Source organism: Pseudomonas sp. NPDC077451, from assembly GCF_044543345.1.
Lineage (GTDB): Bacteria > Pseudomonadota > Gammaproteobacteria > Pseudomonadales > Pseudomonadaceae > Stutzerimonas.
The window spans coordinates 63,689-85,144 of sequence record NZ_JBITVX010000002.1 but is presented as its reverse complement, the minus strand read 5'-3'; the positions used below and the strand labels follow the sequence as shown (position 1 = coordinate 85,144).

Genomic DNA, 21,456 nt, shown 5'->3' with positions numbered 1-21,456 from the left:
TCAGTCAATGATTTCGCCGTGCAACAAGTGCTTGCCCACCGCCACGGTACTGACGAAGCCCATCACCGCAATGAGCAGAGCCGCCTCGAAGAACAGATCGGACGCGAGCCAGATACCAAACAGGACGATCAACGCCAGCGCATTGATATACAAGGTGTCGAGCGCCAATACACGATCAGGCATGTCCGGCCCCTGAACGAGCCGCACCACGTTTAGGATCGCTGCGATTCCGATAACCGCCATGCACAAGGGAATTACATACGCGAGCATTCGAAAATCTCCAGCAGCGGCGTTTCGTAACGGCTCTTCACCTCGGCTACCAGCGCCTCCGTGTCGGGGGCATCCAGAGCGTGAATCAGCAACATCTTGTGTCCGGGTCGCAAAGACGCCGATACGGTTCCAGGGGTTAACGAAATGATGCTGGTCAACACGGCGAGCACGAACGGGTGCTCAATGGCCATCGGTATCTCGACGAAGGCAGGCCGCAGTCGATCCCGAGAACTGAGCACCAGCTTGGCCACACTGACGTTGGCCACGACGATGTCGTAAAACACTTTCAGCAGAAACAGGCAGAGCTTCAAGGGCCTACGCACTTTCGGTAGGTCAACCAGAAATCCCTGCACCAGCAATGGGATCGCCCAACCTAAAAACAGTCCAAGCACCAGTTGCCCCACGCTCAGTGCGTTATTGAGCAGTAGCCAGAGCAGCGTAAGAAGCAAGGTGAGCGCAGGGTTGGGCAGCAGACGTGATTTCATGCCTCACCTCCCCGGATAATCTGCAGATACGGCTGTAGCTCGAACAGCTGGGCTGCGGTCGCCTGCATATAGGCCTGGATCGGCTGCGCCACTGCAACCAACAACACGCTGCCAAACAGCAGACCAAAAGTTGCCACCACACGCACGCGATCCGCGGGCCTTCCAACACTGACCGCTTCACTAGGCCGCCAGAACACCATGCTGCCGGCTCGGCTCAGTGCGATCACCATCCCCAATCCACCCACCAGAACCACTGGCCACAGCAGCAGGGCGTCGACTCCGGGAGCAACGGCCTGCAGTAGCATCACCTTGCCAATGAAACCAGAGAAAGGCGGGAGCCCGGCAATCGAAATCGCGCCGGCGAAAAACAACGCGCCCAGCAACAAAGGCTGCTTGAGTGCGGGAGCCGATAGCAACTCGGCGGCCATATCGCCGCGCTGGCGGGCGATGAGGTCAGCCAGCAGAAACAAGCCTCCGGACACCAGCGTGCTGTGCACTAGGTAGTACAGCGCAGCGCTAAGGCCCACCTCTGTTCCCAGCGCGATCCCAGCCAGCAACGTGCCCACCGAAACCACCACCAGATAGGACAGCAGTATCTGCAGGTTGCGGGCGGCCAGTGCGCCCAGTACGCCACCAACGAGCGTAAGCATGGAAAGCGGCCACAACCAATCCAGCACCATGTTGCTCAACACACCCGCTTCGCTACCGAAGATCAGCGTGAACACACGCACAATCGCGTAGAGCCCGAGCTTGGTCATGATCGCGAAAAGCGCAGCCACCGGCGCGGTCGCCGCGGCATAAGCACTCGGCAGCCAGAAATACAGCGGCAGGATCGCTCCCTTCAACGCAAATACCACTAGCAACAGGTAGCCCGCCGCAGCGAGAAGCGGAGCGTCGGCTGGATCAGCTGCACCAACCCGTCCTGCCAGATCGGCCATGTTCAAGGTTCCGGTCAGACCATAGAGCATGCTGACACCGATCAGAAACAGCGATGAGCCCAACAGGTTCAGCACGACATAATGAATGCCCGACTGCACGCGCTTCGCGCCTTGGCCATGAAGCAGCAGCGCGTAAGACGAGATCAGCAGAATCTCGAAGAACACGAAAAGGTTGAATAAATCACCGGTCAGAAAGGCACCGTTGATGCCCGCCAGCTGGAACTGAAACAGCGCATGAAAATTCGGCCCACGCTCGTCATCGCCACGCACGGCGTACAACACCGAGAATCCCGCTAGTATGGCGGTCACTAGCAGCATCAAGGCACTCAACCGGTCAAGCAGCAACATGATGCCGAACGGTGGCTGCCAGCCGCCAAGACGGTACACGGACAGTTGGCCAGCATCGGCCTGCCATAACAGCCCCAAGGCCAGCGGCACCAACAACCAGGTCGCCGCCACCGATAGCAGGCGTTTAAGCGATGCACTCTGGCGATGAAGCAACAGCAGGCTGCATCCGACCAACAGGGGCAGCAGGATCGGCATGATCAACGCATGATTCATTTGCGCGGCTCCCGACCATCCACATGATCGGTACGCAACTCGCCCAGTCCGCGAAGCGCCAGCACCACAACGAACGCGGTCATGGCGAAACCAATGACGATCGCAGTCAGCACCAGGGCCTGCGGCAACGGATCACCGTACTCGGCGCTGGCTCCGATAATTGCCGGAACACCGGTGGAGAGACGCCCCATTGCGAAAATGAACAGATTCACTGCATAGGAAATCAACGTCAGCCCCATGACCACAGGAAATATCCGTGCGCGGAGCAACAGATACACGCCACTGGTCATCATCACGCCCAACGTGACCGCGAACACGATTTCCATCAAAGCACCTCCTTGCACGACTCGTCCTGACTGACATGACCCATATTGGAAAGAATCAGCAGGGTTGCTCCTACCACGGCCAGATAGACACCAAGATCGAACAGCATCGCGGTTGCCAACTCGAAGTCGCCAATCAATGGCAGGTGAAAATGGCCGAAAGCCGAGGTCAGGAAAGGCCGACCGAACAGCCAACTACCCAGGCCGGTCAGACCCGCAATCAGCACACCGAGCCCCGCCACGCCGTGATAGCTGAACGGCTGTCGCTGCTGCGCCCAGACCACGCCATGCGAGATGTACTGGAGGATCAGAGCAACCGCAGTGATCAGGCCCGCGATGAAGCCGCCCCCTGGTAAATTGTGGCCGCGCAGGAAGATGAATACCGACACCAACAGCGCCATCGGCAACAGCACACGAGACAGCGTGTCCAGCACCATTGGATGCCTATCGGTTGACCACAGCCTACCGCCGTAGTCGCGGATCGGGTGTGGCAGGCGCAGTCCATGGAGCAGCCCGTAGATACCAACCGCAGCGATTGCCAGCACGGCAATCTCACCCAGGGTATCGAAACCCCGAAAATCGACCAGAATCACGTTGACCACATTGGTGCCACCGCCCCCGGACACACTGTTCTCAAGAAAGAACGAGGCGATGCTGTCATACGGCCGACTCAGTACCGCGTAGGCCAACAAGGCGACCATGGTGCCAAAGGACGACGCAATAATCAGGTCGCGGAAACTGCGCAGGCTGCTCGACTCAACCGGTGTGCGGTCAGGCATGAAGAACAATGCCAGGATCAGCAGAATGATGGTCACCACCTCGACGGATATCTGCGTCAGCGCCAGATCAGGTGCGGAATAGCGGGCGAACACCAGCGCTACCAACAACCCAACCACACTGAGCACCATCAGCGCCATGAGGCGTCTGCGGTGGAAGACTACCGTCATTACCGACGCCAGTCCGAGAAGCAGCATTCCGGCGACGGTGATACCGTCCAGGGGCGTCAGTGACACAGAGCCCCGCAGCGTCTGCAGCGGGGTCAATGCGTAGATCACAACAAGCAACGAGCTGACCAGCATCAGCGCCAGATAGCGTTGCAACGACCCGTTCTCCATACGCTCGGTTACCCAGCGCGCCGTGGCAGCAATCCCGCTGACCACCCGAGCGAACACCTGCAGCGAATCGACACGCGGCAGCCCCTCATACCAGCGAAACGCCCATTTGCGCATCGAATAGATCAGCAAACCTCCGCCCAGCGCAACGAAACTCATCGCCAAGGGCAGATTGAAACCGTGCCATATCGCTAGGCTGTATTCAGGCACGTCACCACCCAAGCTGCCGGCTACGGCTGCAGCCAACAAGGGTGCGACTGTGTAGGCAGGCAAGGTGCCCACCAGCAGACACAGCAAAACCAGGATTTCGACCGGAATCTTCATGTACCGCGCCGGCTCATGTGGCGGGTATTTAGGTAAGTCGATGGGTTCGCCGTTGAAAAACACGTCGTGAACGAAGCGCAGCGAGTAGGCGACAGAGAAAGCACTCGCCAGCGTCGCCAGGGCCGGGATCGTCCAGTAGAAGCTGCCCAACAGATGCTGATCGAGGGTCTCGGCAAAGAACATTTCCTTGCTGAGGAAGCCGTTGAGCAGCGGCACCCCAGCCATTGCCAACGACGCCACCATTGCCAGCGCCGCCGTGTGCGGCATGTACTTCAGCATGCCATTGATGCGCCGCATGTCGCGCGTTCCGGTCTCGTGATCAATGATCCCCGCAGCCATGAACAGCGAAGCCTTGAAGGTGGCGTGATTAATGATATGGAAGATCGCGGCCACAGGCCCGAGGCGCGAGTCGAGGCCGAACAGCAGGGTAATCAAACCGAGATGGCTAATGGTCGAATAGGCCAGCAACCCCTTCAGATCATGCTGGAACAGCGCCATTACCGCGCCGATCAGCAAGGTTGCCAAGCCTGTCAGGCTGACCAGATAGAACCACCATTCCGAGTCCGACAGCGCTGGATACAGCCGTGCCAGCAGGAACACACCGGCCTTGACCATCGTCGCAGAGTGCAGAAAAGCCGATACCGGGGTGGGCGCCGCCATCGCCTGTGGCAACCAGAAGTGAAACGGAAACTGCGCCGACTTGGTAAACACGCCAAGCAGAATCAGAATCAGGGTCAACGGGTACAAAGCACTGGCGCGGATCAGATCACCTGACGCTAGAACGGTACTTAGCTCGTAACTGCCGACGATATGCCCGATCAGCAAAATACCCGCCAGCAGAGCCAGCCCGCCGCCACCGGTCACCGCGAGCGCCATCCGGGCACCTTGGCGAGCATCGGAACGGTGATTCCAGAAGCCTATCAACAGGAACGACGAAAGGCTGGTCAACTCCCAAAACATCAGCATCAGAAGAAGGTTTTCGGCCAGCACCACACCGAGCATGGCGCCCATGAACAGGAGAAAGAAGCTGAAAAAGCGACCCATCGGCTCGCTTTTCGACAGGTAATAGCGCGCATACAGGATAACGAGCAGGCCGATCCCCAGAATCAGCAGCGCGAAGAGAAACCCTAAACCGTCTAGCCTCAAGCTGAGGTTCAACCCCAGACTGGGAAGCCAGGTCAATGTCTGCACTTCCGTCTCGCCGCCAAATACATCAGCGCGCTTGGACAGCAGCAATGCCAACGCCAGCAACGGGGCCAGGCCGGCACCGAACGCACAGGCGGATCGGCCGAACCGTTCAAACAGCAACGGCAGGCAGATTCCCAGGAATGGCAAAGCGATGATCAGCGCAAGCGCCATGAGTAAAACCCCTTGAGCCGTGCATGCGCACGGCAGTTATATCCCTTGGTCGACCCATTCTCGCCCCGAAGGGGCATGGCGGTGAGCGCCGATTATCCATACCGATCGCAGCAACGTCATGGATTCAAGTATTTCGAAAAACAAAAGGCGCAGCCTGAACACCGTACCAGTCGGCCTTCAGCCTGCGCCCTGTCTCCTAGGCAATGCGGAAACAACCCACGCGCTCCCGCTCATCGGGTATCACTGGCGTCGCAACAGCCTGTTTATAGGCACTGCCGCCCTGCGAACCCAGCGCAATCAGGGCGCGATACGGCTAGTGCCATTAACCGTCATGATGCGTACACGCTGACCGACGCGAAAAACCTGGTTAGGCTCAACTTCCTGCACATAGGCGCGCATGTTGCCGTCATCCTCACGTACCGTGATTTCAACGCCTTGAGCACGGGTGATGCCCTCTTCCGCTGCCGAACCGAGCATACCGCCCGCCAGCGCGCCAATTACTGCCGCAACGGCACTGCCGCGGCCTCCGCCCACCCCGCTGCCGGCAATACCACCGACGACCGCGCCCGCACCGGTACCGATCGGGGTTTTGGTGCCTTCGAGCTTGACCGGGCGCAATGACTCGATCGTGCCATAACGTACCGTCTGGACAGTTCGCGCCTCGTCGCGGGAATAGCTATCCCCGGTAAGGTTGGAAGTACAACCGCCGACGGCAAGCGCCACGGCCGTGAACGAAGCAACAAGAATGGAGTTGCGCATTGGTACTCTCCTGGGAAACGAGATTGGTCCCGACCGCATGGTCAGTCGTATGCGGCGATGAAGCACTTGGCAACCGCCTCGATCTGACTCAGCATTCATTCAACTAGGACCGTACTTTACCCGAGGCGATCCCGCCCCGTATGTAGAGCGCTCGCTCAAGCTGTTGCCAGAGACTACCCATGGACTACTTCATCATCACCATCGTCACGCTGGCCGGGCTGGTTTTCCATGCCTGGCTGTTCATCCGCTTCAGGCGTTGGGCGGACCGGGACCTGGCGTTGTCGTTGGCAGGAGACGATCCGCAGAAGCGAGCGTGGGTGTTGCATCGCCTTTCAGCGGCGAAAGATGCGCGGGTCAAACGGAAGGACTTGCAAGCCTGGCTGGAAAGCGAGTTGGCGCGCCACAACGAGACCTGACAAAAAAGAGGCCGGAGCCGGCCTCTCATCAAACTGTGTCAGCGAGTCAGGGCGCCAGACGTTCCCGCTGCCAGTTGCTGGCGAGGCGTCGATAATTCAGCCGGTCATGCAGGCGGCTGGAACGCCCCTGCCAGAACTCCATCCGTTCCGGCAGCAAACGGTAGCCGCCCCAATGAGGGGGGCAATGCGGGGCCTTGTCCAGAAAGCGCTGCTCTGTCTCGGCGAGGAGCCGTTCCAGTTCGGCGCGATCGCGGATCACGTGGCTTTGTGGTGAAGCCCAGGCACCGAGGCGGCTGCCCAGCGGTCGCACCTGATAATAGGCATCCGACTCGGCAGCACTGACTTTCTCTACCCGCCCCTCGATACGTACCTGACGCTCAAGGCTTGGCCAGAAGAAGGTCATCGCAGCGAAGGGGCATGCTTCCAGCTGCTCGGCCTTTGCGCTGTCATAGTTGCTGAAAAAGGTGAAGCCGCGATCGTCCAGCGCTTTGAGCAGGAGCACTCGGCAATGCGGGCGACCTTCGGCGTCTACCGTAGCCAAGGTCATAGCATTTGGCTCCACGGGAAGCTGCTCGGTCTCCACCGCCTCCTGGAACCACTGACGAAATAGCCCGAAGGGCTCTTCCGGCGCGTTCGCTTCACTGAGTCCGTCACGCGTGTAATCGCGGCGCATATCGGCCAAGGATTGGGTCATCACTGTGTTTCCTGGAAAACAGTTGAAGCCAAAGCTTACCGGCTATGGGCTTCGCCCCGCTTGATTCAACGCAAAAGTGGGCCGAACGCCTGGCCTGTCAGGCGACGCCCTTTATTTGGTTTTGCTGACTTCTGCCGCAGCAACCTGAGTCGGTTTGCCTGGCGCGTCGCTGTACTTGGCAATCAGCGCGAGCAAGGTGGGCTGCGGAGCCAAGACCATTTCGACACGCCGGTTCAAGGCGCGTCCTTCTTCCTTCTCATTGGAGGCCCGCGGCATGTCCGAACCGAGCCCGCGAATACGCAGCCGGTCGTGCTTCAAACCACTGAGCCGAAAAATTGCGGCGACGGCACCCGCACGCTGGCGGCTGATGTCACGGTTGGCATCGATTGGCCCGGTGCTGTCAGCATGGCCAAGCACGACCACAGCAGTCTTCTCGTCGCCTTCCACCAGTTTCGCCACTCGACTGAGGGGACCAAGCGTCACCGGCAACAGCATGCCTGGGCGGTCGGGATTGAAGGAGCCATCGACTGGGGCCGTAACCACCAACACGCCTTCGCGGCGCTCAAGTTCGAAGTGACTGTCTTTCAACGCATCGCGAAGCCGCGGCTCGTATCCATCCAACCAGGCCGCATCAATCAAGGGACTCGGTGCAGCAACCACCTCGACCGGCTTTTCATCGTTGGAGCTGCAGCCGGCGATGACCATACAGAGTATCAGGGAGGTGCTTTTCAGCAGGTTCATGAGCCAATTTCCGTGAAAGTGAGTTGCGAAAACAAACCGCGCGCGTTCAACACGCAGCTTAAGCAAGGATTTGTCTCAAATTGTGGACGCAGGTCCTTGTTCTGCAAAGTCTCGACCGGCCAACCAGACGAGTGGTTCAACCTACGCATGCCTTAACTACACGAGCGAGCGTCTGCGCTCGAGGGTCCATCAGAACATAGGGACCTAGCGTATTGGTGACATAGCCAAAGGCTACATCACGCTGGGGATCGGCAAAACCGATACAACCGCCAGCGCCTGGGTGACCAAAAGCCCCCGGCCCCATGCCGAAGGTGGCGTTATCAACGTCCGGTTGGTCCAGCCAGCAGCCCAGCGCAAAACGAGTACGGGTGAGCAACGTGCGATCCTCTCCAACGCAGTTCTCGCGGGTCATCTCGTCCAACAGCTGGTAATCGAGCAACTCCCCTCGCAACAGGCCATCGTAGAAGCCCGCCAATGACCGTGCATTGCCGTGCCCGTTGGCGGCCGGCTGAGCCATTCGACGCCACTCCGGCTTGTTTGCACTGTTCATAATCGATGGAGGGTTGGTAAAGGCTCGAGCGGTGAGTGATTGGGGGTCACTCATCAAGGCTTTGATTACCCGTTGGGCTGCCGCATCGCCAAGATTGTTTTTCTGCCGGGTCAGATAGCCGACCCGGTCGAACTCGCTATCGGCCAGGCCGATATGAAAATCCAGGCCCAGAGGACGAGCGGTGCGCGCGACTATCGCTTCGCCCGGCTCACGCCCGTCGCTGCGACGGATCAGTTCGCCAACCAGCCAACCGTAGGTAATCGCGGCATACCCGTGACCCTCACCAGGCGTCCACCAGGGCGTTTCGGCCACTAGTGCTGCAGTCATCGCCTCCCAGTCGTACAGCGCTTCGGGCGGTAGTGGCTGGCGAATAGCCGGCAGCCCAGCCTGATGGCTGAGCAGCTGCCGTAGGGTAATGTCCTGTTTGCCATTGGCGGCGAATTCCGGCCAAACACGGGCGACCGGCTCATCCAACTGCAGCTTGCCCTCCCCTACTAGCTGTAACGCAGCCACCGCAGTGAATGTCTTGGTGCAGGAAAACAAATTGACCAGGGTGTCGCTCTGCCAGGCCTGTTCACCAGCATTGTCCGCAACACCGGCCCAGAGGTCGACAACCGTTTCGCCACCGACCTTCACGCAGACTGCGGCGCCACGCTGCTGGGTCTGCTCGAACAGCTGGCTGAACGCGTCTCTGACCGCCTCGAAACGGAGGTCGAAATATCCCTGGATCTGCACGCTTGCGCCCCTCTGGGTTGGTATGACTGGCGAGTATTGTTTCAGCCACATCGCCTCAAAGAAACAGCCCCGTCGAGAATGATTGTCCTATCAGCCCGTTGAATGACGGCTCATGATGGCCGCCGAGGCGGTCAGCCGATCTCTCGCCGGAACGGCGGCAGCGCGTTAAGAATGGCTTTCCCGTAGCGCTGCGTGACGACCCGTCGATCCAGCAGTGTGATGGTGCCGCGGTCCTCTTCGGTACGCAGCAACCTGCCGCAGGCCTGGACGAGGCGCAACGAGGCATCAGGAACGGCGATTTCCATGAATGGATTACCGCCTCGTGCTTCGATCCACTCGGCCAGCGCCGCTTCGACCGGGTCATCAGGTACCGCGAATGGGATCTTGGCGATGACCACATGCTCGCAATAAGCCCCTGGGAGATCGACACCCTCAGCGAAACTGGCGAGCCCGAACAGCACGCTCTTCTCCCCATCATCCACGCGCGCCTTGTGCTTGTTGAGTGTCTCCTGCTTGGACAGATTGCCCTGAATGAGCACCCGTCTGCGCCAGTCACGCTCCAGCCCGTCGAATACGTCCTGCATCTGTTTGCGTGAGGAGAAAAGCACCAGCGTGCCGCGCGAAGCCTCAACCAGCTCCGGCAGATCCCGCACGATGGCTGCTGTATGCGCAGCTGCATCACGCGGGTCAGCTTTAAGATCGGGCACCCTCAGCACGCCGGCGTCTGCATGATGAAACGGGCTCGGCACCACCGCGGTGACGGCACAGCGTGGCAGCCCGGCACGCATGCGATAGCGATCGAAACTGTTCAATGCGGTGAGTGTCGCCGAGGTCACCAGCGCGCCGTAGCAGACGTTCCACAGATTGCGGCGCAACGTTTCAGCCGCGAGGATCGGGCTGGCGTTGACCTCGATATCGAACAGGGCGCCGCCTTCGGCCAGAGTCAGCCAGCGCGCCATCGGCGGACTGTCCTCCGGATCGTCGACGGTGAAGGCCGTCCATAGCTCCCAGTTGCCCTGTGCGCGAGTTAGCAGACTGCCGAATAGCGGGTACCACTCTTCGGCCTGATGGCTGGCGATGCCAACACCCGCTTCGCCATCCATCGCCTCCTTGAGCAATTCGGTAAGACGTGTGAACAGCTCGTTGAGCTTGGCGAAACCCTTTTTCAGCTCGATACCCAGCTCGATCAGATGCTCCGGCACCACGCCGCCGACAAAACGGTGTCGTGGCCTCTCACGCCCCTCCATGTCCTCGCCGGGTCGAAAGTCAGCCAGCTGTTCACAGGCACTGAACATGAACTGCTGCTGGCTGCGCAAATCCCGGGCGATCTCCGGCACGGCTTCGATCAGTCGGCCGAGATCGCCCGGCAACGGATGCTGGGCGAGCAGCTTGGTCAGGTTTTTTTCGACCTGAGCAAGCCACTCGGCAGTGGAACGCAGGCGGGTGAAGTGAGCGAAATGCCCGATCGCCTTGTCTGGCAGATGATGGCCTTCATCAAAGACATAGAGCGTGTCGCGCGGATCCGGCAGCACCGCCCCGCCGCCCAACGCCAGGTCGGCAAGTACCATGTCGTGATTGGTAACAATGACGTCGACCTTGGTCATGCCTTCGCGCGCTTTGTAGAACGCACACTGCTGGAAGTTGGGACAGTGGCGTCCGGTGCATTGGCTGTGATCCGTGGTTAGACGCGCCCAGTCGGGGTCGGCCAGCTCTTCCGGCCAGCTGTCGCGATCACCATCCCAACGATTGCCCGCGAGCTTCTCGATCATGCTGCCGAACAGCTTCTCGCTGCGCTCATCGACATCAATGCGAAAGCCTTCTTCTTCGAACAACTGAGCGGTAGCGCTCTGTGCCTGACCTTCCTGCAGCAGTGCGTCTAGCTTGGACAAGCAAAGATAACGACCGCGCCCCTTGGCCAAAGCAAAGGAAAAGCTCAAGCCGCTGTTGCGCATCAGGTCCGGCAAATCTTTGTGCACGATCTGTTCTTGTAGGGCGACCGTGGCCGTCGCGATTACCAGACGCTTGCCTGCCGCTTTGGCCGTCGGAATCGCAGCCAGGCTGTAAGCGACCGTCTTGCCCGTGCCGGTGCCGGCCTCGACCGCAACGATTGCCGGCTCCCCATCTCGCCGCCCATCGTCGTCGGCTTTGATTGCGCCCAGGACTTTCGCCACCTCGGCAATCATCAGCCGCTGACCGTAGCGGGGCTTGAGGCCTTTGGCGTCGAGGAACTGGGTATAGGCGCCCTGGATCTGGGACTTGAGTTCGGTGCTAAGCATGGGCGCGGAGGCTGTATATATTTTCAGTACTTCGGAAGGGTGGCTATGATAACGCGCGTTTCCTCAACCGCCACCGGAGAATTCCCATGACTGCATTCGCTGCGCCCTATTCACTTCACGTACTGGCTGCAGTGATATGGGTCGGGGCCATGTTTTTCGCCTGGATGGTGCTTCGCCCTGCTGCTGTTTCCGAACTGCAGGCGCCGGAACGGCTGAAGCTGTGGGCTGAAGTATTTCGCCGCTTCTTTCGGTGGGTGTGGGTTTCGGTAGTGGTTCTGCCGATCAGTGGTATCGGCATGTGGCACATGCGCTTTGACGGGCTAGAGGCTGCCCCCCGCTACGTCCACATCATGACTGGAGTGTTCTTGGTGATGCTTGCGCTGTTTCTGCGCATACAACTACTGCAGCTGCCTGAACTCAAGCGCGCTATCGCCGAGCAGAACTGGCCGGAAGGTGGCGCTGCATTGGGCAGAATCCGCAAGCTAGTCGGTATCAACCTACTGTTGGGCCTGGCTGTGGTGGCGCTGGCGAGCGCGCGACCATTGTTCTGAGTCCGCCAATTGGTAAGAACAAAAAACCGGGTATACAACCCGGTTTTTTGCAGTGCCAGCGTTACGGACGCGCTTCGACCGAAGCCTCAACGCGACGGTTAATGGCACGGCCCAGCTCAGTCGAGTTATCAGCAACCGGGCGCGACTCACCATAGCCCACCGCTTCAAGACGGTTGGCTTCAACACCGTAGCGATTGACCAGTGCATCGCGAACGGACTCGGCACGCTGCATGGACAGACGCTGGTTATAAGCGTCAGTACCGATGGCATCAGTGTGGCCCTCAACCGTCGTCGAGGTCTGGTCGTACTGCTTCATGAAGTCAGCAAGCACTTCGATGTCATCGTAGGCGTCCTGACGGATAGTTGCTTTGTCGAAGTCGAATTTTACGTCCAGCTCAACCCGTACGGCTTCCAACACTGGCTCGGGCTCCGGCTCTGTCACTGGGGCAGGTTCAACTGTCTCTACAACGGCGACAGTCTCCTGCTCGGTTCCATTGGCCCAGCAGTAGGCTGCAGCCATACCGCCGCCAATCAAGGCGCCATAGCCTGTATAGGTACTGCTTTCTATCGCACCCAGCGCGGCACCGGTTACGCCGCCAACCGCAGCACAACTGGGCCAATCCTGCTTCTGCACCCCTGCGCAGCCGGCCAGAAAGGTGGTCATCACAATCACGGGTACTGCTGTCCGTAAGCTACTCATCGTTAAAGCCTCCTAATGTGGGATCGGCCAGAGCGTTATGCGCAATAGCATAAGCAGCTCCAGTTATATCGAGACTAGGACGGCAGGCGCCTGCGCGCTAGTCTTTATACTTTGGCAGACTGAGCGGACTGCAATTTTTGCGTTCCGCCACGCCTGATAACGAGGAATCCCGGTTTGACAGCATCCCGCTCATCGCAGACGCCACAGCAAGCTCTGGCCGCCCTGTTGGAGCAACACCGCCCGGCGCGATTGCTTTATGTCGGCCGTAGCGAATTGCCCGCCATCGAAGCATTCAGCCGCAGTCACGACGATAGCCAAATTGACCGCGCACCAACCGGCCCACTTCCTGCAGACCTCGCCGCCCACCGCTACGATCTGGCATTGGTCGCCGACTGCCTGGAACATCTTTCAAAGCGCGACGGCCTGCAGTTGCTCGGTGGCATTCGCAATCTCAATACCAACCGCATGGGGGTTTTGGTCGATCTGAACGCGTGCGACTGGCAGGCAACTGACTTCTTCTCCCTGGCACTACAAGTCAGCGCACGTTTCGAACGAGGCGGCCAAACGGTGACCCTCTTCACCTACGACCTGCTTGATTACAAGCAGGTTCCAGATTGGCTCAACGCGAAGTTCTGGGCCAATCCGCAAATGTTCGGCAAATATTGGTGGTAACCAACGATGACTGATGATCAACGGGCAGCTGCGAATTGCCCCTGTGGCAGCGGCGATCCTTACGGCAAATGTTGCGGTCGGTATCATCAAGGTCTGTCGGCACCTAGCGCAGAACGATTGATGCGTTCCCGATACAGCGCCTATGTTGTCGGAGCCATCGATTACCTTCGGTCAACCACTTTGCCGGCGCAACAGCAAGCCTTGGACCTGCAGGCGATGAAGGAGTGGAGCGCCAACAGCACTTGGCTGGGTCTCGAGGTCGAGGAAAGTCAGGTGTTCGGCGGCCAGCCGGAACATGCGCTTGTCAGTTTCACAGCCCGTTGGCACGACGGGGCCGGCGAACATGCTCAACATGAGCGTTCGGCTTTTGTTCAGCACGACGGATGCTGGTATTTCATCGACTCCACCACACCGTTGAAGGCCGGCCGCAACGACCCCTGCCCGTGCGGCAGCGGTCAGAAGTTCAAGAAGTGCTGTGCCACCTACCTCTGAATAAGCAGAAAAAAACCGGCTGACGCAATGCGTAGCCGGTCCGTTGCATCTTAACGACCGATCACTTCTCGACGAATGCTCGCTCGATCAGGTAGTGGCCCGGGTCACCCATACGCGGCGACGCCTTCAGGCCGAAGCTGTCCAGCACTTCGCTGGTTTCAGCCAACATGCTCGGGCTCCCACAGATCATCGCGCGGTCATCTTCAGGGTTGATCGGAGGTAGCCCAATATCCGCAAACAACTTGCCGCTGCGCATCAGGTCAGTCAGGCGGCCCTGATTTTCGAACGGCTCGCGAGTGACGGTGGGGTAGTAGATCAGCTTTTCTTTCAGTGCTTCTCCAAAGAACTCGTTTTGTGGCAAATGCTCGGTGATGAATTCACGATAGGCGACTTCATTAACGTAACGAACGCCGTGCACCAGGATGACCTTCTCGAAGCGCTCATAGGTTTCCGGATCCTGGATCACGCTCATAAAGGGCGCCAGACCAGTCCCGGTGCTCAACAGGTAGAGATGCTTGGCAGGCAACAGGTCGTCCAATACCAGCGTTCCGGTCGGCTTGCGACTGACCATCAGTGAGTCACCTTCCTTAAGGTGCTGCAGTCGAGACGTCAGCGGACCATCTGGAACCTTGATGCTGAAGAACTCGAGATGTTCTTCATAGTTGGGGCTGGCAATGCTGTAAGCGCGCATCAGGGGTCGCCCTTCCACTTCGAGACCAATCATCACGAACTGGCCGTTTTCAAAGCGCAGACCCGGATTGCGGGTGGTTTTGAAACTGAACAGCGTGTCGTTCCAGTGATGCACACTGAGGACTCGCTCAACGTTCAGGTTGCTCATGTAGTGCTCCCCTTCTAGCGCGCGATAGCGCGTCAATATTTGCCACTAGTTTACTGGCCCGACTAATATCCGCTAAACGAATATTAACGATATATGTTATCGGTTATATAGATATGCATTTCACGCTCCGTCAGCTTCAAGTATTCGTTGCATTCGCGCGGCACGAAAGTGTCTCGCGTGCGGCCGAAAGCCTCGCCCTATCACAGTCTGCGACCAGCACTTCGTTGGCTGAACTGGAACGCCAGTCGGGGTGCCAGCTGTTCGACCGTGCAGGTAAACGATTGTGGCTGAATGCACTGGGCCACCAGCTCTTACCGCAGGCAGTAGGCTTGCTCGATCAGGCTAAAGCCATCGAGGATCTACTGGCTGGCAAGACCGGCTTCGGCTCGCTCAGCGTGGGCGCCACCCTGACGATCGGCAACTACCTCGCCACCTTGCTGATCGGCAGTTTCATGCAACGTCACCCTGAGTGCCGCGTGAAGCTGCACGTTCAGAACACCGCTCATATTGTCCAACAGGTTGCGCAACATGAACTTGATTTAGGTCTGATCGAAGGCGACTGTCAGCACCCGGAGATCGAGGTACTGCCCTGGGTCGAGGATGAACTGGTGGTGTTTTGTGCACCCCAGCACGCGCTGGCTGAGCACACTGCGGTAAGTCTGGAACAGCTCTCGCGGGAAGCCTGGATTCTCCGCGAACAGGGCTCCGGTACGCGCCTGACATTCGACCATGCCATGCGCCATCATCCCGCTAAGCTGAACATTCGGCTTGAGCTGGAGCATACCGAGGCGATCAAACGAGCCGTTGAATCTGGGCTCGGGATTGGCTGCATTTCCAGGCTGGCACTACGCGATGCATTCCGCCGCGGCAGTCTAGTCGCCCTGGAAACACCCGAACTGGATCTTGCCCGGCAGTTCTATTTCATTTGGCACTCGTTGAAATACCAGACCGCCGCGATGCGCGAATTCATCGAGCAATGCCGCGCGCTGACGGCCGGCATCCGCCGAAGTGACGAGATCGTACTGCCGGCGATTGCGTAAAGTGGAGAACCGAGAGTAGCGAGGCATCGGAAGGCCGAAACGGATGTCAGCTGCTGGGAATTGAACCCATCTGCTGCAGGAGCAGAGCTGCCTGGGTCCGCGTGCGAACGCCAAGCTTGCGGAAGATTGCGGTCACGTGCGCCTTGATGGTCGCTTCGGAAACGCTGAGTTCATAGGCGATCTGTTTGTTTAACAAGCCGTCGCACACCATGGTCAACACGCGAAACTGCTGCGGCGTGAGGCTCGCGAGCCCTTCGCTGGCGGCCTTGGCTTCGGCGCTGACATGCGCCACATCATCAATGTTGCTAGGCCACCAGACGTCACCGTCAAGCACGACCCGCACAGCCTGCTGGATGGTCTCGAGTGAACTGGACTTGGGGATGAAACCACTAGCGCCAAACTCGCGCGAACGAGCGACAACCGCAGCGTCTTCCTGCGCGGAGATCATTACCACGGGCAGCTGCGGATACTGACCTCGCAGCAACACGAGCCCGGAAAATCCATAAGCGCCCGGCATGTTTAAATCCAGCAAGACCAGATCCCAGTCCGAGGTGCGGGTCAGTTGGGCTTCGAGTTCGGCAATGCTAGCCGCCTCGGAAAGCCGAACGTCATCGCCCAGGCCAAGCGTTAGCGCTTGCTGCAGCGCACTGCGAAACAGGGGGTGATCATCGGCGATAAGGATTTCGTAAGCAGCCATGGCGGACCTATAGTTTTTATTGGCGCTACACCAACCTGAGCCGGTTGCTGACAATCAGGACGGCAAGAACCCGCAATATGCTCGAGGGTGACCGCGGTGATGATATCGCGCCACCACGGGAAATTCGATCATCGTTCCGCATTTAATCAGCTACCCGCCACGCTGGACGGCGAGGCAGTGGCCAAGCGCATCGGTTTAATGCAAAGTTTGCGATTTTCTCGCACGAGTCCAAACATGCGCAAACAAGCCCTTCGCGCCGACTTTCTGATGCTCATCACGGCCATGATCTGGGGGAGCGGATTTGTCGCACAGCGGGTCGGCATGGATAACATCGGGCCGTTCCTGTTCACTGGGTTGCGCTTCGCATTGGGCGCAATCGTGTTGCTTCCCTTGTTATTGCACCAGGGTCGAGGCGCCGCTCGCCACGAACCGTTTTTGCAGCGTGGTTTGATGCTGGGTGGCCTCAGCATGGGACTCGCGCTGACTATCGGCATCAACCTGCAACAGGTTGGCCTGCTTTTCACGAGCGTGACCAATTCCGGTTTCATTACCGGGCTGTACGTTATCGTCGTGCCTCTGCTAGGGCTGTTGATTGGCCAGAAAACCGGTACCGGGACCTGGCTGGGCGCGGTGCTCGCGGTGGTTGGCATGGCTTTGCTCAGCATCGACGAGAACTTCCAGATCGCTTCCGGCGACTGGATACAACTGGCCGGCGCCTTCGTCTGGGGCGTTCATGTATTGCTGGTGAGCTTTTTCGTCGGTCGCCACGATGCCATCCGCCTGGCCTTTCTGCAGTTCGTGACTTGTGCGGTCGTCAGCCTTGTTTTGGCGGCAATCTTCGAGCAAGCCAGCCTGGACAGCATCTGGCTCGCCGCACCCGCGCTGATCTACGGCGGAATGTTTGCAGTCGGCGTGGGCTATACCTTGCAAGTCGTGGCACAGAAACACGCAATTGCCTCGCACGCAGCCATCATCCTGTCGCTCGAAGCAGTGTTCGCCGCGCTTGCTGGCGCCTTGCTGCTTGATGAAAGCCTCAGCCCGCGAGGCTATTTCGGCTGTGCGTTGATGTTTGTCGGCATGCTCGCCGCACAACTCTGGCCGCGCAAGGACCTACCGGTGGTGGCGGCTAGCGAGATTCCACAGGCGGCGCGGCACTGAGTGCCTTGTCCTGTTCAGCGCTGGCCCATGGCGGCCAACGCTTTATGGGTTTCATCATCGGGGTCTGGCGTACGGTGGTGCTTGGCCCCCAGATAATGGTCGGTGAATGCATCGAGCCAAGTATCCAGAGCCGCCGCGCCCTGCTCATCTCCAGCTAAGCCAAGGCACAACGCAGCAACTTCTGCGGTGCATAGATGTTCACTGCGCGTCGAACGGCGCAGGCGGTAGCGTGACAGCACCTCGGCTTGCAGGCTCAGCACCGGCAGATGATTCAAGTAAGGGCTTTTGCGAAACATCTTGCGCGCCTCGGTCCAGGTTGCATCAAGCAGAATGAACAGCGGACGCTTTCCTGGCGCGGCCTTCACCTCCGAGACCACCCGATCAGGTACCGCATATTCACCCGGAAAGACCACCACCGGCTGATACCGGGAATCGGCGAGCAGTTCCAGCAAGCCAGGCTCCACAGTGGTCCGCTGCCACGTGAAGGCATAGGTATCGGCTACGATATCTGCAATCAACCAGCCGGTATTGCTCGGCTTTAGCGGCTCGATATCGTGCATGATCAGGCACACCGCGCTGTTGGTCGTTACGGCTGGCAGCCAGTCGCACAAACAATGACTAGCTGCCACACGGCAGCGAGCACACCGGGGCGTACGTGAGCCACGAGCGATGAACGGCTTGGCGCTACGCGCTAAGCGCGCGTCGCGAAGACGGACTACGGCATGAGACATGGGATTCGATCAATCAGGGCGGAGCGGCAGTTTACCAGCCCGCCCCGAAACCATGGCAGATCTGAACCGTGGGGGCGGGCACCGGTCGAACGACAGCAGTCATCAGGAGATCACCATGCGCCGTCTGACCCCACTATTAACGCTCTGCCTCGCCCTGCCCTTCGCCCATGCCGCATATGCACAGGACCCAGCACTCGGCCAGTTACTTGAAAAAGTCGCCCGCGAAAGCAGTGTAGGCACGCCGCGCGCGATCAACTCCGACCTGCTCGACGAGGGATACAGCGTAGAAGGAAATGAACTGGTCAACCATCTGAGCGTTCAGCCACGCCATGCCGCTCAGATGCAAGACAACCCCAAGCAGGTCCGCACCCAGCTGGCAGCCAGTGTGTGCAACAACGAGGGCCTGCGTCAGCTGATGAGTCAGGGCGCGGTCTTGCGCTTTGAGTTCAAGGAATACCAGAGCAAGAAGCCGATCACCACCGAGCGCTATCGCTCCAGCGATTGCTAAGGCAACCCGCGCGCCGTGGGCAGCACCAGTGCTGCCCACGGCCGGGGCCTGCCTAACGCAGCACGCGCGGATCGCCTTTGCCAGCCACCGCAGCGGCCTCATCAGGCTTAAGCAACGCAGTTCGCGGTACGTCGAGCAACCGTGCGCAGGCGGCCAGCACATTTGCCCAGGACGCCCGGTTGGCGAACTGCATGCCACCCTCGTCCAGGGTGCCGCCACGATTGCGATAGCCCAGCACTGAATTGCGCCGCACGTCCGGCAGGATTGGCCAGAGATGACCACGCGCTACCTCAGGGCGCATGTGGGTCAGCAATACCCGCATCTCGATCTGTTCAGGAAACAGACGCTCGGTCACCCCGTCCGCTGCGAGCGCCTCGATTTCCCAACGATCACGCGGCGCGCGGAAGCGCCCCGGCTCCTGAAGATAAACCAGACGATAGCTGACACCCGCCTCTTTGAGCCTCTCGGTGGCCCGCTGCATTTCGGTCAACTGGTAGCTGCCGTTCGCAATCAGAAGGAGGGGATTAGTGCCCTTCTGCTCGTCGACGATGATCGCGCCATCACGCGCAAGCTGCTCGGCCTGGACCTGATTGAAAATGGCAGGCCGCTCACGCTTAGGCATGACCAAGCAAGCCAGCGCACCGCGGGCCTGAAAAATGGAAGGCAGCAGCGCCAAGGCACTGTTGTGGTCCGCAGGAAACAGAACCCTCGCCATATCGCTCATCTCGCCCAGCAAGGCCTCGCAGAACGTGGTGTCCTGGTGCGACTGCTGATTCTTGCCGTTTTCCCAGGTATGCGATGTGGCGATGATCGGCCAGCCAAGCCAACCAGCGGGCCGTCCCACTTCCTTCTGCTGCCGGGCGAAAATCAGGCCTTGGCGTACCGCACCGAGCATCTTCACGCAGAAGGCCTCATAACTGGCAACCAGGTTCAGCCCACCCTGGTTGGCGAGACAGGCGGAAACCACGGCCTCTTCGTTCAGTGCCGTGATGATCTTGCCGTCCACCGCCTCGAACTCCCCTTCAGGATCGACCACACGGTGTTTCAACGCTTTGAGTACCCCACCCAGACGATTGCTGGCGAGTTCATCGGGGTTACCTACACGAGGGCGCAACGACGGATTGGCGCGGGTGAGCTCGACAAAAAAATCATCTACCGCTGCCATCGGTGAACAAGCGTGATCGTGGTATCTGAGGGAGGGCATGGTCGGCGCAGCGGGACGCCTCATCGCCAGAACACTGTCGCGCTCGGCGGGGCGCGCGTGACGGGACTGTGCAACCAGATGGCGAGCGTGCTGAAGCTCATCCCAGGCCACGAAAAGCGGGGCGGCATGCGTATTGAACAACTCGCGCGAGGCGTCATCGACGTGCGGGTTACCCGGCAGCGGCAGGTTATGCGCCGCATTGCTGCCGGCGCCATAGAAGCCGAACCCTTTGATCGTCTCGGCAATGCCGTAGGGGATCGGCAGCGGATAGCGCAGCAGGCCGCGAGCCTTTTCCTCGACCCGCCGGGCCAGGCGCTGCTCCATCTCCCACAATGCGCAGACGAAGGCTGCCGGGTCACGACCATCGAAGGGAATCGGGTCGAAGCCACAACGGCTCAGGTGCTGGCGGAACCCTTCAAGCCCCTCGTGGGTACCAAGCTGGGTCCGCTGTTCGATTCGCCGACCGTTGGCGATCATAATCGGCAGCGCCACGCCACAATCCTCGGCACGCCACCAACGTGGCATCCAGTCGCTGCCGCGCTGCTCCTCTGCCGCACCATCAGAAAGGAAGGCGACAAGCGTCTCGCCAGGCAGTGGCATATGGGCATATTGCAGCTCGGCGAAACCAAGGTACCCGCCTTCAGCAATACCGCCGCCGGTGTGCGCGTTGACATGGCTGCCCAAAGGCGCCGACGGGCTGCCATCCGCCGCCTGATGGTAGCCATAGAAATCCTCGAGCAGTCGGTTGAGGCCTGCTTCGCCATCGCCATAAGCTTCCTTTTGCTCGGGATGCATATTGTCGGTAAGCAGATTCAGCGCCTCGATCGCTGCGACGCAATGGCCCTGCCCCATCAACCATGCACGCGTACGGCCTGTCAGAGCGTTCAGTCCAAGGTAACCGGCGTAGGCAGGCACCATGTTCAGCGAGCCGCCGGTATGCCCTTCTGGCGCAGCCTTGAAGTCCTCGGCACAGAGTGGCGAACCGTCGAGCCGAACGCGACGCGCATAGGTCATGTGCACGACCAGCCAGAGTCCTGCCGAGCCGATTCTGTCGATGGCCTGCAACAACCGATAGACACTTGCCAGATCCGGCTGCAGCTTCGCCTGTACCAGTTGATGAGCCAGACGAAACACCGCAGCCTGCGTTTCCAAGGCATGCTCGAAAGGTCCATACCCGGTTCGCCAAGAACCGAACTCCGGCTGGATCTCCGCATGATGATCCAGCTCGACAAGACTGGGCAGTAGCTGATTCATGGAGCACTCCGTTAATGGGCGTTGGCGATAGTCTAGTCAGCGTCCGGGGCGCTCTCTCTGATATGCAT

At 59.5% G+C, this 21,456-nt stretch carries 22 protein-coding genes; 7 read left to right on the top strand and 15 right to left on the bottom strand.

The features are described from left to right. The 6 genes from ACIGHL_RS04055 to ACIGHL_RS04030 all read right to left on the bottom strand — a co-directional run bounded on the left by ACIGHL_RS04055 (nucleotide 1) and on the right by ACIGHL_RS04030 (nucleotide 6,131). Nucleotides 1–270 (bottom strand): K+/H+ antiporter subunit F, encoded by a 270-nt coding sequence (locus ACIGHL_RS04055; RefSeq protein ID WP_045429028.1) that lies wholly within the window; start codon nucleotides 268–270, stop codon nucleotides 1–3. Continuing rightward, nucleotides 255–755 (bottom strand): Na+/H+ antiporter subunit E, encoded by a 501-nt coding sequence (locus tag ACIGHL_RS04050; protein ID WP_128119482.1) that lies wholly within the window; start codon nucleotides 753–755, stop codon nucleotides 255–257. The genes ACIGHL_RS04055 and ACIGHL_RS04050 overlap by 16 nt, the downstream gene beginning before the upstream one ends. Further along, nucleotides 752–2,254: a monovalent cation/H+ antiporter subunit D gene (locus tag ACIGHL_RS04045; protein ID WP_128119483.1), complete on the bottom strand. Its 1,503-nt coding sequence runs from the start codon at nucleotides 2,252–2,254 to the stop codon at nucleotides 752–754. Before ACIGHL_RS04045 ends, ACIGHL_RS04050 begins: the two co-directional genes overlap by 4 nt. Next, nucleotides 2,251–2,580 carry a Na+/H+ antiporter subunit C gene (locus tag ACIGHL_RS04040; protein WP_045429034.1) on the bottom strand — a complete coding sequence of 110 codons (330 nt, stop codon included), beginning with the start codon at nucleotides 2,578–2,580 and terminating at the stop codon, nucleotides 2,251–2,253. Before ACIGHL_RS04040 ends, ACIGHL_RS04045 begins: the two co-directional genes overlap by 4 nt. After that, the gene (locus ACIGHL_RS04035) at nucleotides 2,580–5,372 is read right to left on the bottom strand and encodes a monovalent cation/H+ antiporter subunit A (protein ID WP_128119484.1); all 2,793 of its coding nucleotides are present in this window, start codon (nucleotides 5,370–5,372) and stop codon (nucleotides 2,580–2,582) included. The genes ACIGHL_RS04040 and ACIGHL_RS04035 overlap by 1 nt, the downstream gene beginning before the upstream one ends. A gap of 297 nt (nucleotides 5,373–5,669) precedes the next feature. Then, entirely contained in the window at nucleotides 5,670–6,131 is a 462-nt protein-coding gene (locus ACIGHL_RS04030; protein ID WP_128119485.1) for an outer membrane lipoprotein, read from the bottom strand. A gap of 179 nt (nucleotides 6,132–6,310) precedes the next feature. Here ACIGHL_RS04030 and ACIGHL_RS04025 point away from each other — a divergent pair, with 179 nt between their 5' ends. Next, nucleotides 6,311–6,547 (top strand): hypothetical protein, encoded by a 237-nt coding sequence (locus tag ACIGHL_RS04025; protein WP_128119486.1) that lies wholly within the window; start codon nucleotides 6,311–6,313, stop codon nucleotides 6,545–6,547. Nucleotides 6,548–6,593: 46 nt separating this feature from the next. Here the strand turns inward: ACIGHL_RS04025 and pdxH are convergent, their stop codons facing one another. The 4 genes from pdxH to dinG form a co-directional block, all read right to left on the bottom strand. After that, the gene (pdxH, locus tag ACIGHL_RS04020; protein ID WP_064481868.1) at nucleotides 6,594–7,241 is read right to left on the bottom strand and encodes a pyridoxamine 5'-phosphate oxidase; all 648 of its coding nucleotides are present in this window, start codon (nucleotides 7,239–7,241) and stop codon (nucleotides 6,594–6,596) included. A gap of 111 nt (nucleotides 7,242–7,352) precedes the next feature. After that, nucleotides 7,353–7,982 carry an OmpA family protein gene (locus ACIGHL_RS04015; protein WP_128119487.1) on the bottom strand — a complete coding sequence of 210 codons (630 nt, stop codon included), beginning with the start codon at nucleotides 7,980–7,982 and terminating at the stop codon, nucleotides 7,353–7,355. Between the two features lie 136 nt (nucleotides 7,983–8,118). Beyond that, nucleotides 8,119–9,267 carry a serine hydrolase domain-containing protein gene (locus ACIGHL_RS04010; protein WP_128119488.1) on the bottom strand — a complete coding sequence of 383 codons (1,149 nt, stop codon included), beginning with the start codon at nucleotides 9,265–9,267 and terminating at the stop codon, nucleotides 8,119–8,121. 131 nt (nucleotides 9,268–9,398) lie between these two features. Continuing rightward, nucleotides 9,399–11,543, bottom strand: coding sequence for an ATP-dependent DNA helicase DinG (dinG, locus tag ACIGHL_RS04005; protein WP_128119489.1), 2,145 nt, complete (start codon nucleotides 11,541–11,543; stop codon nucleotides 9,399–9,401). An 86-nt stretch (nucleotides 11,544–11,629) separates the two neighbouring features. Between dinG and ACIGHL_RS04000 the strand changes: the two genes are divergently transcribed. Continuing rightward, nucleotides 11,630–12,094, top strand: a complete 465-nt coding sequence (locus ACIGHL_RS04000; RefSeq protein ID WP_128119490.1) for a CopD family protein — start codon at nucleotides 11,630–11,632, stop codon at nucleotides 12,092–12,094. A 61-nt stretch (nucleotides 12,095–12,155) separates the two neighbouring features. On the opposite strand, the gene ACIGHL_RS03995 is transcribed toward ACIGHL_RS04000, so the two are convergent. Continuing rightward, nucleotides 12,156–12,794 (bottom strand): OmpA family protein, encoded by a 639-nt coding sequence (locus tag ACIGHL_RS03995; protein ID WP_499140893.1) that lies wholly within the window; start codon nucleotides 12,792–12,794, stop codon nucleotides 12,156–12,158. Between the two features lie 174 nt (nucleotides 12,795–12,968). Between ACIGHL_RS03995 and ACIGHL_RS03990 the strand changes: the two genes are divergently transcribed. Both ACIGHL_RS03990 and ACIGHL_RS03985 read left to right on the top strand, forming a co-directional pair. Further along, entirely contained in the window at nucleotides 12,969–13,466 is a 498-nt protein-coding gene (locus tag ACIGHL_RS03990) for a DUF6231 family protein (RefSeq protein ID WP_128119491.1), read from the top strand. 6 nt (nucleotides 13,467–13,472) lie between these two features. Next, nucleotides 13,473–13,958: a YchJ family protein gene (locus tag ACIGHL_RS03985; RefSeq protein ID WP_064481863.1), complete on the top strand. Its 486-nt coding sequence runs from the start codon at nucleotides 13,473–13,475 to the stop codon at nucleotides 13,956–13,958. A gap of 61 nt (nucleotides 13,959–14,019) precedes the next feature. Here ACIGHL_RS03985 and fpr read toward each other — a convergent pair whose 3' ends face one another. Beyond that, entirely contained in the window at nucleotides 14,020–14,796 is a 777-nt protein-coding gene (fpr, locus tag ACIGHL_RS03980) for a ferredoxin-NADP reductase (RefSeq protein WP_045429054.1), read from the bottom strand. 113 nt (nucleotides 14,797–14,909) lie between these two features. Between fpr and ACIGHL_RS03975 the strand changes: the two genes are divergently transcribed. Further along, nucleotides 14,910–15,836 carry a LysR family transcriptional regulator gene (locus ACIGHL_RS03975; RefSeq protein ID WP_045429056.1) on the top strand — a complete coding sequence of 309 codons (927 nt, stop codon included), beginning with the start codon at nucleotides 14,910–14,912 and terminating at the stop codon, nucleotides 15,834–15,836. 46 nt (nucleotides 15,837–15,882) lie between these two features. On the opposite strand, the gene erdR is transcribed toward ACIGHL_RS03975, so the two are convergent. Next, nucleotides 15,883–16,533: a response regulator transcription factor ErdR gene (erdR, locus tag ACIGHL_RS03970; protein ID WP_019342358.1), complete on the bottom strand. Its 651-nt coding sequence runs from the start codon at nucleotides 16,531–16,533 to the stop codon at nucleotides 15,883–15,885. Nucleotides 16,534–16,767: 234 nt separating this feature from the next. Here erdR and ACIGHL_RS03965 point away from each other — a divergent pair, with 234 nt between their 5' ends. Next, nucleotides 16,768–17,691, top strand: coding sequence for a DMT family transporter (locus ACIGHL_RS03965; RefSeq protein WP_128119492.1), 924 nt, complete (start codon nucleotides 16,768–16,770; stop codon nucleotides 17,689–17,691). A 14-nt stretch (nucleotides 17,692–17,705) separates the two neighbouring features. On the opposite strand, the gene ACIGHL_RS03960 is transcribed toward ACIGHL_RS03965, so the two are convergent. Continuing rightward, entirely contained in the window at nucleotides 17,706–18,422 is a 717-nt protein-coding gene (locus tag ACIGHL_RS03960; protein ID WP_128119493.1) for a tRNA-uridine aminocarboxypropyltransferase, read from the bottom strand. Nucleotides 18,423–18,537: 115 nt separating this feature from the next. On the opposite strand from ACIGHL_RS03960, the gene ACIGHL_RS03955 reads away from it, so the two are divergent. Further along, the gene (locus tag ACIGHL_RS03955; protein ID WP_128119494.1) at nucleotides 18,538–18,930 is read left to right on the top strand and encodes a PA3611 family quorum-sensing-regulated virulence factor; all 393 of its coding nucleotides are present in this window, start codon (nucleotides 18,538–18,540) and stop codon (nucleotides 18,928–18,930) included. A gap of 52 nt (nucleotides 18,931–18,982) precedes the next feature. Here the strand turns inward: ACIGHL_RS03955 and ACIGHL_RS03950 are convergent, their stop codons facing one another. After that, on the bottom strand, nucleotides 18,983–21,388 hold the full coding sequence (locus ACIGHL_RS03950; RefSeq protein WP_128119495.1) for a phosphoketolase family protein: 2,406 nt from the start codon (nucleotides 21,386–21,388) through the stop codon (nucleotides 18,983–18,985). Between the last annotated feature and the right edge of the window lie 68 nt (nucleotides 21,389–21,456).